This is a genomic window from Streptomyces sp. NPDC037401 (assembly GCF_055602345.1).
In genome coordinates this window covers 137,849-155,432 of sequence record NZ_JBVJWO010000011.1, presented here as the reverse complement: position 1 = coordinate 155,432, position 17,584 = coordinate 137,849, and the positions used below count along the sequence as shown (strand labels likewise).

Here is a 17,584-nt window from a genome sequence, read left to right as displayed (position 1 = left end):
CTGATCCATCTCCGATCCGGGCGCCGTGCCCGCGCCGGTCCGTTCCCCGACCCTTGGGGGTGTCTGTGGTCCGTATCCGGGTTCTCGTGGTCGACGACCACCGCATTTTTGCCGAATCGCTCGCCGCGGCGCTCGCCGCCGAGCCTGATGTGGACGTGTCCGCTGCAGGCAGCGGGCCCGCTGCACTGCGCTGCCTGGAGCGCGGCGCCGCGGAAGGGCGCAGGTTCGACGTCCTGCTCGTCGACGCCGACCTCGGTGCCGCCGTCGGCACCGTGCGCGTGCCCGAGCAGCCCGTCGGCACCGCCCTCGCTCCGGCGGACGGCATCGCCCTGGTCGCCGGCATCCGGGCGGGCCAGCCCGCGGTGCGGACCGTCGTCCTGGCCGAGCGCGACGACGCCCGCCGGGCCGCGCTGGCCCTCCAGGCGGGCGCCTCCGGCTGGGTGGCCAAGGACTGCTCGCTGTCCCGGCTGCTCGCGGTGATCCGCGGAGTGCTCCGGGAGGAGACGCACCTGCCGCCGGCCCTGCTGACGGGCGTGCTGCGGGAGCTGACCGCGGCGCGCAAGAACCGCACGGACAGCGAGCGGCTGGTCGAGTCCCTCACCCCGCGCGAGCACGAGGTCCTGCGCTGCATGGTGGCCGGGCTGAACCGCAAGGACGTGGCGGCGCGGCTGTTCCTGTCGCCGCACACGGTCCGCACGCACATGCAGAACGTCCTGGGCAAGCTCGGAGTGCACTCCACCCTGGCGGCCGTCGCCCTCGCGCGGCGGGCGGGCGTGCGGCCCGTGGACCTACCCGGGGATGTTGTCGAACGGAGCGGTCAACTGGCGTAGCAGCCCCGCCAGCTCCATGCGCTGGGTGCGCGGGAGCTGGGCGAGGATCGCCCGCTCCTGGGCCAGCAGTCCCGCCAGCGCCTGGTCGGCGCGGTCGCGGCCCTCGGGGGTCAGCCGGACGAGCACCCCGCGGCGGTCGGTGGGGTCGGGAAGCCGCTCGACCAGGCCCTTCTTGGCCAGCCGGTCGATGCGGTTGGTCATCGTGCCCGAGGTGACGAGGGTCTGCGTGAGGAGCTGGCCGGGGGAGAGCTGGTACGGGGCGCCGGCGCGGCGCAGCGACGTGAGGACGTCGAACTCCCAGGGCTCCAGGCTGTGCTCGGCGAAGGCGAGCCGGCGGGCCCGGTCGAGGTGGCGGGCCAGCCTGCTGACCCGGCTGAGCACTTCGAGCGGTTCCACGTCGAGGTCAGGGCGCTCCCGCCGCCATGCCGCGACCAGTCGGTCGACCTCGTCCTCCATGCGGATCAGTGTAAGGGGTCTGTCGACATGAAGTCTCTTGACGTCAAGATATGTATGTGCTGATCTTGCAGTATGGACGTGCCATCGACCCCCGTGTGGGACCCGCGGCAGTACCTCCGCCACGCAGGCCACCGCACCCGCCCCTTCCTCGACCTGCTGGCCCGCATCCCCGACCCCCCGGCCCGGCCCGGCGGCCCCCGGATCGCGGACCTGGGCTGCGGCGCCGGGAACGTCACCGCCCTCCTCGCCGACCGCTGGCCCACGGCCCGGACCACCGGATTCGACCTGTCCGACACGATGCTCGGCCGGGCCCGCGAGGAGTTCGCCGGCCCCACCCCGGGCGGCGGCAGCCTCGACTTCCGCCACGCCGACCTCGCCGAGTGGATCCCCGACGAGCCGTATGACGTGATCGTCTCCAACGCCGCCCTCCAGTGGCTCCCCGGGCACACCGGCGCCTTCCCGGCGTGGCTCCGCGCCCTCCCGCCCGGCGGCACCTTCGCCTTCCAGGTCCCCGGCAACGCCGGCGCACCCAGCCACCGCCTGCTCGCCGCCCAGTGCGAGGGCCCGCGCTGGCGCGACCGCCTCGGCGGCCTCGGCACCCGCTCCGGCAACGTCCCGGACCCCGCCGACTACCTGAACCTGCTGACCGGGCCGGACTGCACGGCCGACGTCTGGGAGACCACGTACCTGCAACTGCTGCCGGGCCCCGACCCGGTCCTCGACTGGGTGAAGGGCACGGCCCTGCTGCCGGTCCTGACCGCCCTGGCCGACGACCCGGAAGCCACCGGAGCCTTCCTCGCGGAGTACCGCGACGCCCTGCGCCGCGCCTACCCGCCGGGCCCGCACGGCACCGTCTTCCCCTTCCGCCGCATCTTCGCCGTCGCCGTCAAGGAGTCCTGACGCCCGGCACGAAGGCGCCCCGCCACCGGGGAGTCCGGGGCGGGGCGCCGTGTTCGCGTACGTCCGGAAGGAAGGTCAGTGCAGCGAGACGTACGTGTTCCAGCCCGGGCCGATCAGGGTGCGGGAGGACAGCGTCTTCATCCCGCCCAGGCCGGTCGAGGCGTAGCGGTAGGCGTTGCCGCCGCCGTCCACCGCGACGAGGTCGGCCCGGCCGTCACCCGTCATGTCGCCCGCGGATGCCAGCTTGCCGTACGCGCCCCAGCCGGTGCCGATCTTCACGCGGGACGCGAACGGCGCCGAGGCCGCGCCGGTGCCCGGGTAGACGTACAGCGTCCCGGAGCCGGTGCGGGCCAGCAGGTCCGCGCGCCCGTCACCGGTGTAGTCGCCGGCGCCGAACAGGGCGTTGTACTCGCCCCAGCCCGCGCCGACCCTGATGCGGGGGGCGAAGCCCGTGCTGCCGTTGCTGAGGTACAGGTACAGGCCGCCGGAGGCGTCGCGGGCGACCAGGTCGCCGTAGCCGTCGCCGTTCAAGTCGCCGGGGCCGGCGAGGGTGTTGTAGATCTGCCAGCCACGGCCGATGAACTGGCCACCGCGCCACAGCTCGCCGTTGTAGCGCCACAGGAAGCTGGCGTAGCCCTGCGTGCCGAGCGAGCTCGGGAAGTGGACGCTCACCGGGCCGGACCAGGCGCCCGTGTCGCTGACCTGCTTGCGCTTGCCGAACTTGCCGTTGGCGGCGGCCGCGTACTCGAACAGGGTGCCGCCACCGGTGCGGCCGAGGATCTGGTACTTGCCGTGCGCGGCGATGCCGCCCTGCCCGGCGAACAGCCCCGTCCACTCCCAGTTCACGCCGGACCTCTGGCGCGGCGCGAAGGTGCCGTTGCCGTTGCTGGCGTAGTACCACGTCAGGCCGGCCAGGTCGCGGGCGAGGAGGTCGACGTCGCCGTCGCCGTTGCGGTCCCCGGCGGGGAAGACCTGGTTGTACAGGTTCCAGCCGTGGCCCACCTTGACCCGCGGGTGCAGCGGGGCGCCGGCCTTGCCGGTGCCCTCGTAGAAGTACAGGTCGCCGGCCGGGGTGCGGCCCAGGACGTCGCCGATGCCGTCGCCGTCGAGGTCCCCGGCGCCGATGAGCTGGTCGTAGACCCCCCAGCCGGAGCCGACCTTGACCGGCGCCCGGAACGGGCTGGTGTGCGTGGTGCCGGTGGCCTCGTAGAGGTACAGCTCGCCGTTGTGCTTGCGGGCCAGCAGGTCGGGCCGACCGTCACCGGTCAGGTCGCCGGGCGCGGCGAGCTTGTTGTAGACGTTCCAGCCGATGCCGCTCCAGCTGGAGTATCCGCTCGTGGTGGCGCCGACGTCCGTGTGGAGGAAGAGCCTGCCCGTCGTGCTCAGCGTGAGCAGGTCGGGGCGGGTGCTGGCGTCGAGGTCGCCGACCGGGATGACGTCCTTGAACGTCTCCTGGGCGCCGGCCCGGACGATCTCGTACTTCACGTCGGCCGCGACACGGGTCTTGAGGTAGTACGTGTTGCCGATCTGCCGGTAGAGCAGGTCCTCCAGACCGTCGCCGTTCACGTCGAACCGGGGAACGGCGACGGCGCCCGCGGCGTGGCCGCTCCGCTCCACGGGAAGCGACTCCACGGGCGCCGGCACGCGCAGTTCGGAGCGCTGCAGCTCCGGCTTCCGGGGCGGCGTGGGTCCGCCGTCGGCCGAGGCGGGGCCGGACAGGATCAGGCCGGCGGTCAGTGCAATGGCGGTGCAGGCCGCGACGCGGCCCAGGCGCTTGTGGCGCGAGGCGTTCAAGGTCCCCCCTGGGACGAAGTGCTGCGCCGGGGTGACACGGGTCTGCAGGCTCAGGCGCGCGCAAGGGCTCGCGGAGCGGCGTCCATCCCCCCGGACGTGTGTTCGCAGCGTACCCCTGCGGCGGGCGGTGAATGAAGTGCTTAACCGTCAGTTGCCGCTGTTTCCCGACCACACCGCGAGGTGGACCGCCGGACGCAGCGGTGCCCCGCTCCGGGAGGGGAGCGGGGCACCGGTGTGCGCGGGGGACTAGTACTGGTTCGGGTAGATCTGGTAACCCGTGCCGATCTTGGCGCGGGCGGTCAGCTTGCCGGAGCCGTACGAGTTGTAGCGCCACAGGTTGCCGGACGAGTCCGTCCCGACCAGGTCGGCACGGCCGTCGCCGGTCAGGTCACCCGTGACCACCAGCTGGCGGTAGATGCCGTAACCGGTGCCGATCTTGATGCGGGACTTGAACGGGGTCTTGGCGCTGCCCGTACCCGGGTACAGGTACAGGCTGCCGTTGCCCGCGCGGGCCACGATGTCCGCGCGGCCGTCACCGGTCAGGTCGCCCGCACCGGTCAGCTTGTTGTAGCCGCCCCAGCCCGCACCCAGCCTGGTGCGCGAGGACACCTTCGTGCCGTAGCCCTTGTACAGGTACAGGACGCCGGACTTGTCGCGGGCGAGCAGGTCGCCCTTGCCGTCGCCGTTGAGGTCACCGGGGCCGAAGACGTGGTTGTAGGCGTTCCAGCCGGAGCCGATGTCCTTGCCCTCGATGTACAGGTGGTTGTTCCACAGCTCGAGGATGTCGCCGTCGTTGTCGTTGTCGAGCGACGAGACGTACGTGAGCGTGGCGCCCTTCCAGCCGCCGGTCTTGCTGAGCTGCTTGCGCGCGCCCAGCGTGCCGTTGTTCTTGGAGTAGTACCACCACAGCGTGCCGACCGCGTCCCGCGTCAACAGGTCGTTGCGGCCGATGTCCGGCGTGCCGCCCTGTGCGGCGAACAGCCGGGCGATCTGGTAGCCGGCACCCGACGAGTGCCGGGAGGTGAACCCGCCCCGGCCGTCGGCCAGGTACGTGTACGCCGTGCCGCCCGTGGTCCGCGCCAGCAGGTCGCCCTTGCCGTCGCCGTTCAGGTCGTCCACACCGGCGATCTGGTTGTAGACCTGCCAGCCGGTGCCCGTCTTCAGCCGCGCCTTGAAGGGCGCGCCCGCCTTGCCGGTGCCCGGGTACGTGTACAGCGTGCCGGAGACGGTGCGGACCACCACGTCGGCGTGCTTGTCGCCGTTCACGTCGCCGGCGCCGACCAGCTGGTCGAAGCCGCCCCAGCCCGCGCCGACCTTCACGCGGCCCTTGAACAGCGCGCCCGACGCGGTCCCGCTGCTCGGGTACAGGTACAGCACACCGCCGTACGTACGGGCCAGCAGGTCGGCCTTGCCGTCGCCGGTCAGGTCGCCGGGCGAGAAGACCTTGTTGTAGATCTGCCAGCCGCGCGCCGACCAGTTCGCCGAGGAGTTGGTGCCGCGGGAGCTCTTGCCGGTGAACAGCGCGAGCGTGCCGTCCGCGGTCAGCGTCAGCAGGTCGCTGTACGCGTTCCCGCGCACGTTGCCGACCGGGATGACGTCCTTGTACGCGAAGTCCTCGCGCACGCCCGTGCCGACGTAGTACTCGAAGTCCTTGTCGCTGGCGCCCGGCTGGACGTAGTAGCGGCCGTTGATCGCGCGGTAGAGCACGTCCGGGAACCCGTCGCGCTCCGCGTCGAAGCGCGGGGCGAGACGGCCCGCGGCGGTGGCGGCGAACGATCCGCGCCGGACCGGCTTCGCCAGGTCCAGGTCGGGCCGGTCCGTCTGCGGAGCGACCCGCTCGACCTTGCCGTGCGGCTGGTCGGATCCGGCGGCCGAGGCCGGGGCCGACAGCAGGGTGCCGGCGGCCAGGGCGATGGTGGTGCAGGCCGCGATGCGGCCCAGGTGTTTGCGTGACACAAGGTCCCCCTGAAAGACATAAAGGTGCCCCGCCCCGTGTCCGGGGCGGGGCACCTTCGAAAATTAGTACAGGTTGGGGTAGATCTGGTAACCCGTGCCGATCTTTGACCGGGTGTTCAGCTTGCCGTTGCCGTACGAGGTGTAGCGCCACAGGTTGCCGGAGGAGTCGGTCGCGACCAGGTCGGTCCGGCCGTCACCGGTCATGTCGCCGACCGCCACCAGGTTCTTGTAGATCCCGTAGCCGGTGCCGATCTTGACGCGGGACTTGAAGGGCGCCGAGGCCACCCCGGTGCCCGGGTACAGGTACAGGTCGCCGTTGGTCGCACGGGCGATCAGGTCCCCGCGGCCGTCGCCGGTGAGGTCGCCGGCGCCGACGAGCTTGTTGAAGCCGCCCCAGCCCGCCCCGACCTTGACGCGGCTCGCGAAGCCGGTCGCGGCGCCGTTGCCCTGGTACAGGTACAGGACGCCGGAACCGTCGCGGGCCAGCAGGTCGCCCTTGCCGTCACCGCTGAGGTCGCCGGGGCCGGTCAGGGCGTTGTAGATCTGCCAGCCGGAGGTGAGCGCGGTGCCGTTCACGTACAGCCGGCCGCTGGCGATCTCGACCAGGTCCGAGCCGTTGTTGTGGCCGAGCGCGGAAGCGAAGGTGATCTTCGCGCCCTTCCAGCCGCCCAGGTCGCTGATCTGCTGGCGCTTGCTCAGCGTGCCGTTGTTCTTGGAGTAGTACCACCACAGGGTGCCGGCCGAGTCCCGGGCCAGCAGGTCCGCACGCCCGAAGTCCGGGTTGCCGCCCTGTGCCGCGAACTGCGTGACGGCGTTGAAGCCCGTGCTGGACGCGATCCGGGCCTTGAAGCCGCCCGTGCCGTTGGCCTGGTAGATGTACAGCTGGCCGGCGGTGGTGCGGGCCACCAGGTCGCCCTTGCCGTCGCCGTCGAGGTCGTCGGCGCCCACGAGCTGGTTGTAGATCTGGTAGCCGGTGCCGACCTTCGCGGCGGGCTTGAACGGCACGGAGATGCCGCCGGTGCCCAGGTAGGTGAGCAGGTTGCCGGAGCCGTCGCGCGCCACGACGTCGGCGATCTGGTCGCCGTTCACGTCGCCCGCGCCCACCAGCTGGTCGTAGGCCTGCCAGCCCGCGCCGACCTTCACGCGCGCCTTGAACGGCGAGGTCATGCTGCCGTTGCTCGGGTACAGGTACAGCACGCCCGCGTGCGTACGGGCCAGCAGGTCGGCCTTGCCGTCGCTGGTCAGGTCGCCGGGCGAGAAGACCTTGTTGTAGATCTGCCAGCCGCGGCCGTACCAGTTGGGCGAGTACGACGTGCCCGCCGAGCCGTAGCCCTCGAACAGCGACAGCGTGCCGTCCGTGCTCAGCGTCAGCACGTCGGAGTAGCTCTGCGGGTCCGAGGAGACGTTCCCGACCGGGATGACGTCCTTGTAGTCCATGGTGGAGCTCTGGCCTACGTCGAGCTTGACGTCCGCGCCGCCGGCAGCGGAGCCCGCGTAGTAGTTGCCGTCGATCGCACGGTAGAGCTGGTCGGCCTTGCCGTCGGCGTCGAAGTCGTACCGCGGCGCGGCAGCCTCTCCGGTGGCCGCGAACGCGCCGCGCCGGGCGCCCTCGTGGAGCTCCAGGTCGGGCTTGGCGGTGAGCTTCGGGGCGACGCGTTCGACCGTGCCGTGCGGCTGTTCGCCGGCCGCGGCGGCCGGGGTGGCGGCCAGGAGCATGCCGGCGGAGACGGCCAGGGCGGTGCAGGCCGCGAGGCGGCCGACGCGCTGGTGGCGCGAGATGTTCAAGGTCCCCCCAGGGACGGTAGTCGTGAAGGTGTCAGTAGAGGTCCGGGTAGATCCGGTACCCGGACCCGATTTTGGCGCGGGCGGTCAGCCGTCCGGCGCCGTACGAGGTGTAGCGCCACAGGCTGCCGGAGGCGTCCGTGGCGACCAGGTCGCCGCGCCCGTCGCCGTTCAGGTCGCCGGTGGCCTGGAGCTGCTTGTAGATGCCGTAGCCGGTGCCGATCCTGACACGGGCCTTGAAGGGAGCCGACGCCGCCCCGGTGCCCGGGTACAGGTACAGCTCGCCGCCGCGGGTACGGGCGATCAGGTCGGCCCTGCCGTCGCCGGTGAGGTCCCCGGAGCCGGTGAGCCGGTCGTACGCCCCCCAGCCGCCGCCGACCTTGACGCGGGGCGCAAAGCCGCCCGCGCCGTTGCCCTTGTACAGGTAGAGGGTGCCGGAGCCGTCCCGGGCCAGCAGGTCGCCCTTGCCGTCCACGGTCAGGTCGCCGGGGCCGACCAGGGTGTTGTAGCCGCCCCAGCCCGCACCGATCTCGATGCCGTTGACGTACAGCTTGCCGCCGGACACCCACATGGGCTGGGTCGAGTTGGTGTCGGTGAGCGACGTCGCGACGGCGAGCTTCCAGCCCTTGACCGTGCCCTCGTCGGTGATCTGCTCGCGCTTGGCCAGCGTGCCGTCGTTCCTGGAGTGGTACCAGAACAGCGTGCCGGCGCTGTCGCGCGCGAAGAGTTCGTTGCGGCCGAAGTCCGGGTTTCCGCCCTGGCCCGCGATCTGGGTGGCCACCTGGGCGCCGGTGCCGCCGGCGACGCGCTGCGAGAAGCCGCCGCGCGTGCCGTGCGCGAAGTACATGTACGTGGCGCCGCCGGGCGTACGGGCCATCAGGTCGCCCTTGCCGTCGCCGTTCACGTCGTCCACGCCGACGATCTGGTTGTAGACCTGCCAGCCGCCGCCGGTCTTGACCGCGGGCTCGAACGGCGCGGAGGCGCTGCCGGTGCCGAGGTACGCGAACAGGTTGCCGGAGCCGTCGCGGGCCACGACGTCGGCGGTCTTGTCGCCGTTGACGTCGCCCGTGCCGACCAGCTGGTCGTAGGCCTGCCAACCGCCGCCGACCTTCACGCGCGCCTTGAACGGCGAGGTCATGCTGCCGGTGCCCCGGTGCAGGTACAGCACGCCGTCGTGGGTGCGGGCCAGCACGTCGGCCCAGCCGTCGCCGGTGAGGTCGCCGGGCGAGAAGATCTTGTTGTAGACCTGCCAGCCGCGGCCGGACCAGGTGGCGGCCGGCGCGCTGCCCACGACGTCCTCGCCCGGGAAGAGGGACAGCGTGCCGCTGCTCCTGAGCGTCAGGACCTCGGTGGCCGCGTCGGCGTCGATCCGGCCGACCGGGATGACGTCCTTGTAGTCGTGGTACCGGTCGGGCTCGCCGACGGAGTAGAACCCTCCCTCGGCGCCGTTGCCGGGAGCGACGAAGTAGTCGCCGCTGACCGCCCGGTAGAGCAGGTCGCGGATCCCGTCGCCGTCGGCGTCGAACCGCGCGACGGAGGCCGGTGCCGCCGCCAGGCCGCTCCGTACGGCCGGGCCCGCGGGCAGACCGAAGTCGGGCATCCGGTCGGGCAGCCCGGGGGCGCCGTGCTCGATTCGCGGGTCCGGGTGCCCGGCGGCCGGGGCGGCGGTGGCCGGGGTGGCGGCCAGCAGCATGCCCGCGGTGAGCGCGAGCGCGGTGCAGGCGGCGGTGCGGCCGAGGGCGCGACGAGAGCGCGACGAGTGCAAGTTGTCCCCAGACAGGAAGCTGCGGGAGATCCCCCGACCCCCCTGCATGACCGGAGGCTAACCCGCCGCTTCCGGAGAAAAGAAGTAGTACCTCGTACAACCTTTCGGCTGGTGCGGCGTCCGGCGGATCCGCCCGCACCGGTCGCGGTGTACCGGTGCAGGTCACCGACGGCGGTGCGGACTACCAGACGTCGCGGTAGACCTGCCAGCCGCTGCCGGCCCTCGTACGGGCCGACAGCTGCCCGGTGCCCCGCGCGTCGTACCGGTACAGCACCCCGCGCGCGTCCACGCCCACCAGGTCGGCGCGCCCGTCGCCCGTCAGGTCGCCGGCCACGGCCAGCTGCCGGTAGACCTGGAAGCCGTGGCCGAGCCGCACGCGCGGCCCGAACGGCGCCCCGGCACGGCCCGTCCCCGCGTACAGGTACAGCTCGCCGCCGGCCTTACGGGCGACCAGGTCGGGACGCCCGTCGCCGGTGAGGTCGCCCGAGCCCAGGAGCCGGTCGTAGCCCGCCCAGCCCGCACCGACCCTGATGCGCGGGCGGAGCGCCGTACCGCCGTTGCCGCGGTACAGGAACAGCACGCCCGCCCGGTCGCGGGCGAGCAGGTCGCCCTTGCCGTCGCCGGTCAGGTCGCCGGGCCCCGCCAGCCCGTCGTAGACCTGCCACCCCGCGCCCAGCGAGACGCCGTTGGCGTAGAGGCGGCCGTCGGCGACCTCCAGCAGGCCGGCCCGGTAGCCGTCGGTGAACGCCGACGCCACCGTCAGCTTCGCCGTGCCGAAGCCGCTGCCGACGTTCACCCGGGAGCCGTGCCGCCCGTCGCCCCGGGAGGCGTACGCGAACAGCCGGCCGGCGGCGTCGCGCGCCCACAGCGACCGCGAGGTCGTGTCCGGGTTGCCGCCCTGCCCGCCGAACTGTGCCACCCCGGCGAAGCCGCCGGCCAGGCGCTCCCGGCGCCCCAGGCCGCCCCGGCCGTCCGCGGAGTACCGGTACAGCGTGCCGTCCGCCGCCCGGGCCACGACGTCCGCGGAGCCGTCACCGGTCATGTCGTCGACGCCGACGAGCTGGTTGTAGACCCCGAAGCCGCGGCCCGACCGCACCCGCGGCCCGAGCGGTACGGCCGCGTCCCGCGAACCGGCGTGGACGTACACGTCGCCCGACGGAGTGCGGCCCAGGACGTCGCCGAGCCCGTCGCCGTTCACGTCCCCGGCGCCGAAGACCTGGTCGTAGCCCTGCCAGCCCGCCCCGACCCGCACCGGGCCCGAGAACGGCTTCCGGTCCCGGCCCGTGCTCCGGTACTGCCACAGCACGCCCCCGGGCGTGCGGGCCAGCAGCTCGGTGCGCCCGTCGCCGTTCAGGTCGCCGACGGCGACGACCTTGTTGTACGCGCTCCAGCCGGGGCCGCTCCAGACGGGCGCCCCCGCCCCGCCCGCCCACCGGCCCCGGTGCAGCGCGAGCCGCCCCTCCCCGGTCAGGGTCAGGAAGTCCGTACCGCCGCCGCCCGCCGCGCGGGAGAGCCGGCCCGCCGCGATCACGTCCTTGTAGTCCGCGTCCCCCTCGCCCAGGTCGTACTCCCGCAGCAGACCGCCGCTCGTCATCACCGTGGGCGCACCGCCGGAGTAGCGGTAGAGCAGATCCGCCACCCCGTCGCCGTCCACGTCCAGCCGCGGCTTCGGCGCCTGCCGCACGGCGGCCCGCACCCCGCCGCCGGGGAACACCGGTTCCGGACGGCCCTGCCGCGGCGCGCCCTGAGCGGCCCGCGCATCCCGAACCGCCTGTCCGGCTCCGGTCCGCGGGCGCGCCCCCGGATCCGCAGCCGCCGGCGCGGCGGGCAGCACTCCGGCGGACAGGGCGACGAGAGCGGCGCAGAGCGCAAGGCGCCCGGAGCGGCCCGGCCGGCCGGAACAACGGGGCCGGCCGCTCGACACGGAGAACAAGAAAGGTCCCTCCCCAGGGAAACGCCGGTGTCAGCTCTGACACCGCGACGGATCCTACGGAGGGACCGGACCGCACAGAAGCGGTCCACCAGGTCAGTTCTTGCGGTGGCCGATCAGCCGCGGCTTCGCCTCCAGCCCGTCCAGCCCGTGCCAGGCCAGATTCACCAGATGAGCCGCCACCTCGGCCTTCTTCGGACGGCGCGTCTCCAGCCACCACTGGCCCGTCAGCGCCACCATGCCCACCAGCGCCTGCGCATACAGCGGCGCCAGCTTCGGATCGAACCCCCGGGCCTTGAACTCCAGCCCCAGAATGTCCTCCACCTGCGTGGCGATGTCACTGATCAGCGAGGCGAACGTGCCCGTCGACTGAGCCACCGGCGAATCCCGCACCAGGATCCGGAAACCGTCCGTATAGCTCTCGATGTAGTCGAGCAGCGCGAACGCCGCCTGCTCCAGCAGCTCCCGCGGATGCCCCGCCGTCAGCGCCCCGGTCACGCCCTCCAGCAGCTGCCGCATCTCGCGGTCCACCACGACCGCGTACAGGCCTTCCTTGCCGCCGAAGTGCTCGTACACCACCGGCTTGGACACCCCGGCCTTCGCCGCGATCTCCTCCACCGACGTGCCCTCGAAACCCTTCTCCGCGAACAGGGTGCGACCGATGTCGAGCAGTTGTTGGCGCCGCTCAGCGCCCGTCATCCGGACCCGGCGGCCACGCCGGGGCTTGTCGTTGCTGGGGTTGCTGCCGTCGATCGCCACGTCACCCATCATGCCGCGTTCGCGGCATTCTCCTTGCGCCGGGCATCCACCCGCGACGCCGACGGCCACCGCACGTCGGACGCCCAGCCCGCCAGCTCGAACCACCGGATCAGCCGCGCACTCGAATCGACCTGACCGCGCAGCACGCCGTGCCGCGCCGACGTCGGGTCCGCATGGTGCAGGTTGTGCCACGACTCGCCGCAGGACAGCACCGCCAGCCACCACACGTTGCCCGAACGGTCACGCGACTTGAAGGGACGCTTCCCCACCGCGTGACAGATCGAATTGATCGACCACGTCACGTGGTGCAGCAGCGCCACCCGCACCAGAGAACCCCAGAAGAACGCCGTGAACGCACCCCACCACGACATCGTCACCAGACCGCCCACCAGCGGCGGGATCGCCAGCGACAGGATCGTCCAGAACACGAAGTCACGCGAGATCCGCCGGATCGCCGGATCCTTGATCAGATCCGGCGCGTACTTCTGCTGATTCGTCTGCTCCTCGTCGAACAGCCAGCCGATGTGCGCCCACCACAGGCCCTTCAGCAGCGCCGGAACCGACTCGCCGAACCGCCACGGCGAATGCGGGTCACCCTCCGCATCCGAGAACTTGTGGTGCTTGCGGTGATCCGCAACCCACCGCACCAGCGGACCCTCCACAGCCATCGACCCCGCGATCGCCAGCGCGATCCGCAACGGCCGCTTCGCCTTGAACGACCCGTGCGTGAAGTACCGGTGGAAACCGATCGTGATCCCGTGACACGCCAGGAAGTACATGAACACCATCAGCCCGAGATCCAGCCAGCTCACCCCCCAGCCCCAGGCCAGCGGAACCGCCGCGAGCACCGCCACGAACGGCACCGTGATGAACAGGAGCAGCGCGATCTGTTCCACGGACCGCTTGCTCTCCCCGCCACGCGTGGCGGACTCAGGCGCCGGACCGGCGTCCTCCGGAAGGTCTTCGAGCACGTCGGGGCTGATGGTCATGGGGCGTCCCCTGAGGGTGAGAAGTCGGCAGCTGCCGTGGCTACGGGTGCGTAACCTACGGCAACGTAAGTATCCCAGCGCAGGGCCATCCGGCAAGGGGGACTCGACGACCACTCGACGACCGCCGTCCCACCACCCAAGACATGGCCCGGACCAGCGCCGACGCCACCTATCCTTGGTCCCGTCGGACAGCGCGGTCCGCACGGGCAGCCCGGGAGCTGCGCACACAGCGGCGGCCACCCCGCCGCACGCACCCCGGAAAGCCCACCTCCCAGTAGCGCTCGAACACTGCAAGGAGCCGCACCTGTGAGCAGTGCTGACCAGACCCCCGCCACCCAGGGCACCGCAGCCCCGGCCGACACCGCGAACGCAGAGCTGCGCGCGGACATCCGCCGCCTCGGGGACCTCCTCGGCGAAACCCTCGTACGCCAGGAAGGCCGGGAACTCCTCGACCTCGTCGAACGAGTCCGTGCCCTCACCCGCACCGACGGCGAAGCGGCCGCGGAACTCCTCGGCGACACCGACCTGGAGACCGCCGCCAAGCTCGTCCGCGCCTTCTCCACCTACTTCCACCTCGCCAACGTCACCGAACAGGTGCACCGAGGCCGGGAACTGCGCGCCCACCGCGCCGCAGAAGGCGGCCTCCTCGCCCGCACCGCCGACATGCTCAAGGACGCCGACCCCGAGCACCTGCGCGAGACCGTCAAGAACCTCAACGTCCGCCCGGTCTTCACCGCCCACCCCACCGAGGCAGCCCGCCGCAGCGTCCTCACCAAGCTGCGCCGCATCGCCGCCCTCCTCGAAGAGCCCGTCGCGGGCGGCGGCGACCGCCGCCGCCACGACCTGCGGCTCGCCGAGAACATCGACCTGATCTGGCAGACCGACGAACTCCGCGTCGTCCGGCCCGAGCCCGCCGACGAGGCCCGCAACGCCATCTACTACCTCGACGAACTCCACGCCGGCGCCGTCGGCGACGTCCTCGAGGACCTCGCCGCGGAACTCCAGCGCGTCGGCGTAGAGCTGCCCCCCGGCACCCGCCCCCTCACCTTCGGCACCTGGATCGGCGGCGACCGCGACGGCAACCCCAACGTCACCCCCGACGTCACCCGCGACGTCCTGATCCTCCAGCACGAGCACGGCATCACCGACGCCCTCGAACTGGTCGACTTCCTCCGCGGACTCCTCTCCAACTCCATCCGCTACGCGGGCGCCACCGAGGAACTCCTCACCTCCCTCCAGGCCGACCTGGAACGCCTCCCCGAGATCAGCCCCCGCTACAAGCGCCTCAACGCCGAAGAGCCCTACCGCCTCAAGGCCACCTGCATCCGGCAGAAGCTCGTCAACACCCGCGAGCGCCTCGCCAAGGGCACCCCCCACGAGGAAGGCCGCGACTACCTCGGCACCGCCGAGCTCCTCACCGACCTCACCCTCATCCAGACCTCCCTGCGCGAGCACCGCGGCGGCCTCTTCGCCGACGGCCGCATGGACCGCACCATCCGCACCCTCGCCGCCTTCGGCCTCCAGCTCGCCACCATGGACGTCCGCGAACACGCCGACGCCCACCACCACGCACTCGGCCAGCTCTTCGACCGCCTCGGCGAGGAATCCTGGCGCTACGCCGACATGCCCCGCGAATACCGGCAGAAGCTCCTCGCCAAGGAACTCCGCTCCCGCCGCCCCCTCGCACCCACCCCCGCACCCCTCGACGCCGCCGGCCAGAAGACCCTCGGCGTCTTCGGCACCGTCAAGGAAGCCTTCGAGAAGTTCGGCCCCGAAGTCATCGAGTCCTACATCATCTCGATGTGCCAGGGCGCCGACGACGTCTTCGCCGCCGCCCTCCTCGCCCGCGAAGCCGGCCTCATCGACCTCCACGCGGGCTGGGCCAAGATCGGCATCGTCCCCCTCCTGGAGACCACCGACGAGCTGCGCGCCGCCGACGTCATCCTCGACGAAATGCTCGCCGACCCCTCCTACCGGCGCCTCGTCTCCCTCCGCGGCGACGTCCAGGAGGTCATGCTCGGCTACTCCGACTCCTCCAAGTTCGGCGGCATCACCACCAGCCAGTGGGAGATCCACCGCGCCCAGCGCCGCCTGCGCGACGTCGCCCACCGCTACGGCGTACGCCTGCGCCTCTTCCACGGCCGCGGCGGCACCGTCGGCCGCGGCGGCGGCCCCTCCCACGACGCGATCCTCGCCCAGCCCTGGGGAACCCTCGAAGGCGAGATCAAGGTCACCGAGCAGGGCGAAGTCATCTCCGACAAGTACCTCGTCCCGTCCCTGGCCCGCGAAAACCTCGAACTGACCGTCGCCGCCACCCTGCAGGCCTCCGCCCTGCACACCGCGCCGCGCCAGTCCGTCGAGGCCCTCGCCCGCTGGGACTCCGCGATGGACATCGTCTCCGACGCCGCCCACTCCGCGTACCGCCGCCTCGTCGAGGACCCCGACCTGCCCGCGTACTTCTTCGCGGCCACCCCCGTCGACCAGCTCGCCGACCTCCACCTCGGCTCCCGGCCCTCCCGCCGCCCCGACTCCGGAGCCGGCCTCGACGGCCTGCGCGCCATCCCCTGGGTCTTCGGCTGGACCCAGTCCCGCCAGATCGTCCCCGGCTGGTTCGGCGTCGGCTCCGGCCTCAAGGCCGTGCGCGAAGCCGGCCACGAGGACGCCCTCACCGAAATGGGCGAGCGCTGGCACTTCTTCCGCAACTTCCTCTCCAACGTCGAAATGACGCTGGCCAAGACCGACCTGCGGATCGCCCGCCACTACGTCGACACCCTCGTTCCCGACGAGCTCAAGCACGTCTTCGCCACCATCGAAGCCGAACACGAGCTCACCGTCCGCGAAGTCCTGCGCATCACCGGCGGCGAGAAGCTCCTCGACTCACAGCCCGTCCTCCAGCAGACCTTCGCCGTCCGCGACGCCTACCTGGACCCCATCTCCTACCTCCAGGTCTCCCTGCTGGCCCGCCAGCGGGCCGCAGCAGCCCAGGGCGAAGACCCCGACCCGCTGCTCGCCCGCGCCCTGCTCCTCACCGTCAACGGCGTCGCCGCCGGCCTGCGCAACACCGGCTGACCCGCCCGTACACGGAAAGAGGGCCCCCGCACCGTGCCGGTGCGGGGGCCCTCTTTCCGTGCCTCCCCAGGCCTCAGGAGTTGTACGTCGACTGGGCGCGCTCCAGCCCGTCCAGGACCAGGCACTCCACCGCATCCGCCGACCGGTCCACGAACCAGTCCAGCTCCTTGCGCTCCGTCGACGAGAAGTCCTTCAGCACGAAGTCCGCCACCTGCATCCGGCCCGGCGGACGCCCGATCCCGCACCGCACCCGGTGGTAATCCGCACCCATCGACTTCGTCATCGACTTCAGGCCGTTGTGCCCGTTGTCCCCGCCGCCCAGCTTCAGCCGCAGCGTCGCGTAGTCGATGTCCAGCTCGTCGTGCACCGCGACGATGCGGTCCGTGGGCACCTTGTAGAAGTCCCGCAGCGCCGTCACCGGGCCGCCGGACAGGTTCATGTACGACATGGGCTTGGCCAGCACCACCCGGCGGTTCCCCGGACCCGGCGGACCGATCCGGCCCTCCACCACCTGGGCACGCGCCTTGTGCGCCTTGAACTTGCCGCGGATCCGGTCCGCCAGCAGGTCCACCACCATGAAACCGATGTTGTGGCGGTTGCCCGCGTACTCCGGTCCCGGATTCCCCAGCCCCACGATCAGCCAGGGCGCCGCGTCGTCCGACATGTCAGGCTCCTTAACAGGAACGACCGCCGTCCCGCTCCAGTGGAGCCGGACGGCGGTCGGTCAGCAACAAGAAGGGGAGGCTCAGGCCTCTTCGCCCTCGGCAGCCTCGGCGGCCGGCTCCTCGGCCTGCGGCGCCACGACCTGCAGAACCGGGGTCTCGGCGTCGACGGCCAGGGTGGTGCCCTTCGGCAGGACCAGGTCCTTGGCGTGGATGGCGGCACCGGCCTCGAGGCCCGCGATGGAGACGGTGACGGCCTCCGGGATGTGGGTGGCCTCGGCCTCGACCGTGATGGTCGTCAGCAGGGTCTCCAGCATGTTCGGGCCCGCGGCCAGCTCACCCTCGGTGTGAACCGGAACCTCGACCGTGACCTTCTCGCCCTTCTTGACGATCAGGAAGTCGACGTGCGTGATGACCGGCTTCAGGGGGTGACGCTGAACGGCCTTCGGGATGACCAGCTCGGTGCCGTCGCCCGCGATGTCCAGGGAGATCAGGACGTTCGGGGTCTTCAGCGCCATCATCAGACCGTGGGCCTCGACGTTGACGTGCTTCGGGTCCTGGCCGTGGCCGTAGATGACCGCGGGGGTCTGGGCGGCGCGACGGGCCTGACGGGCAGAGCCCTTGCCGAAGGTGGTGCGGGTCTCGGCGGAAAGCTTGACCTCGGACATGCTCACTCCTCGTGGGGTGACGGA

13 protein-coding genes are annotated in these 17,584 nt (G+C 72.0%); 3 read left to right on the top strand and 10 right to left on the bottom strand.

The window, feature by feature from the left end:
* The first annotated feature begins 65 nt into the window (after positions 1-65).
* Positions 66-830 carry a response regulator transcription factor gene (locus ACZ7H1_RS14090; RefSeq protein ID WP_470786643.1) on the top strand — a complete coding sequence of 255 codons (765 nt, stop codon included), beginning with the start codon at positions 66-68 and terminating at the stop codon, positions 828-830.
* Here the strand turns inward: ACZ7H1_RS14090 and ACZ7H1_RS14085 are convergent.
* Entirely contained in the window at positions 789-1,286 is a 498-nt protein-coding gene (locus ACZ7H1_RS14085; RefSeq protein WP_470786518.1) for a MarR family winged helix-turn-helix transcriptional regulator, read from the bottom strand. The two genes, ACZ7H1_RS14090 and ACZ7H1_RS14085, sit on opposite strands and share 42 nt — an antisense overlap.
* Before the next feature lie 78 nt (positions 1,287-1,364).
* Between ACZ7H1_RS14085 and ACZ7H1_RS14080 the strand changes: the two genes are divergently transcribed.
* Positions 1,365-2,186, top strand: a complete 822-nt coding sequence (locus ACZ7H1_RS14080; RefSeq protein WP_470786516.1) for a trans-aconitate 2-methyltransferase — start codon at positions 1,365-1,367, stop codon at positions 2,184-2,186.
* A 75-nt stretch (positions 2,187-2,261) separates the two neighbouring features.
* Here ACZ7H1_RS14080 and ACZ7H1_RS14075 read toward each other — a convergent pair whose 3' ends face one another.
* The 7 genes from ACZ7H1_RS14075 to ACZ7H1_RS14045 all read right to left on the bottom strand — a co-directional run bounded on the left by ACZ7H1_RS14075 (position 2,262) and on the right by ACZ7H1_RS14045 (position 13,161).
* A complete protein-coding gene (locus tag ACZ7H1_RS14075; protein WP_470786514.1) occupies positions 2,262-3,980 on the bottom strand; it encodes an FG-GAP repeat domain-containing protein in 1,719 nt (572 codons plus the stop codon).
* A 246-nt stretch (positions 3,981-4,226) separates the two neighbouring features.
* The gene (locus tag ACZ7H1_RS14070) at positions 4,227-5,936 is read right to left on the bottom strand and encodes an FG-GAP repeat domain-containing protein (RefSeq protein ID WP_470786512.1); all 1,710 of its coding nucleotides are present in this window, start codon (positions 5,934-5,936) and stop codon (positions 4,227-4,229) included.
* Positions 5,937-5,999: 63 nt separating this feature from the next.
* The gene (locus ACZ7H1_RS14065; RefSeq protein WP_470786510.1) at positions 6,000-7,721 is read right to left on the bottom strand and encodes an FG-GAP repeat domain-containing protein; all 1,722 of its coding nucleotides are present in this window, start codon (positions 7,719-7,721) and stop codon (positions 6,000-6,002) included.
* 31 nt (positions 7,722-7,752) lie between these two features.
* Complete coding sequence (locus ACZ7H1_RS14060; protein ID WP_470786509.1) at positions 7,753-9,531, bottom strand: FG-GAP repeat domain-containing protein; 1,779 nt, start codon at positions 9,529-9,531, stop codon at positions 7,753-7,755.
* 133 nt (positions 9,532-9,664) lie between these two features.
* Entirely contained in the window at positions 9,665-11,167 is a 1,503-nt protein-coding gene (locus ACZ7H1_RS14055; RefSeq protein WP_470786507.1) for an FG-GAP repeat domain-containing protein, read from the bottom strand.
* Positions 11,168-11,509: 342 nt separating this feature from the next.
* Positions 11,510-12,184 (bottom strand): TetR family transcriptional regulator, encoded by a 675-nt coding sequence (locus tag ACZ7H1_RS14050; RefSeq protein WP_470786505.1) that lies wholly within the window; start codon positions 12,182-12,184, stop codon positions 11,510-11,512.
* Entirely contained in the window at positions 12,181-13,161 is a 981-nt protein-coding gene (locus ACZ7H1_RS14045; RefSeq protein ID WP_470786503.1) for an acyl-CoA desaturase, read from the bottom strand. The genes ACZ7H1_RS14050 and ACZ7H1_RS14045 overlap by 4 nt, the downstream gene beginning before the upstream one ends.
* Before the next feature lie 306 nt (positions 13,162-13,467).
* Between ACZ7H1_RS14045 and ppc the strand changes: the two genes are divergently transcribed.
* A complete protein-coding gene (gene ppc, locus ACZ7H1_RS14040) occupies positions 13,468-16,230 on the top strand; it encodes a phosphoenolpyruvate carboxylase (RefSeq protein WP_470786501.1) in 2,763 nt (920 codons plus the stop codon).
* A 73-nt stretch (positions 16,231-16,303) separates the two neighbouring features.
* Here the strand turns inward: ppc and pth are convergent, their stop codons facing one another.
* Positions 16,304-16,894, bottom strand: coding sequence for an aminoacyl-tRNA hydrolase (gene pth / locus ACZ7H1_RS14035; protein WP_470786499.1), 591 nt, complete (start codon positions 16,892-16,894; stop codon positions 16,304-16,306).
* A gap of 81 nt (positions 16,895-16,975) precedes the next feature.
* On the bottom strand, positions 16,976-17,560 hold the full coding sequence (locus tag ACZ7H1_RS14030; protein ID WP_470786497.1) for a 50S ribosomal protein L25/general stress protein Ctc: 585 nt from the start codon (positions 17,558-17,560) through the stop codon (positions 16,976-16,978).
* Positions 17,561-17,584 lie beyond the last annotated feature (24 nt).

Coding starts and splice junctions, on each gene's coding strand:
- ACZ7H1_RS14085 (WP_470786518.1), bottom strand. CDS start 1,286: ATGGAGGACGAGGTCGACCGACTGGTCGCGGCATGGCGGCGGGAGCGC.
- ACZ7H1_RS14060 (WP_470786509.1), bottom strand. CDS start 9,531: ATGCAGGGGGGTCGGGGGATCTCCCGCAGCTTCCTGTCTGGGGACAAC.
- ACZ7H1_RS14050 (WP_470786505.1), bottom strand. CDS start 12,184: ATGATGGGTGACGTGGCGATCGACGGCAGCAACCCCAGCAACGACAAG.
- ACZ7H1_RS14045 (WP_470786503.1), bottom strand. CDS start 13,161: ATGACCATCAGCCCCGACGTGCTCGAAGACCTTCCGGAGGACGCCGGT.
- pth (WP_470786499.1), bottom strand. CDS start 16,894: ATGTCGGACGACGCGGCGCCCTGGCTGATCGTGGGGCTGGGGAATCCG.
- ACZ7H1_RS14030 (WP_470786497.1), bottom strand. CDS start 17,560: ATGTCCGAGGTCAAGCTTTCCGCCGAGACCCGCACCACCTTCGGCAAG.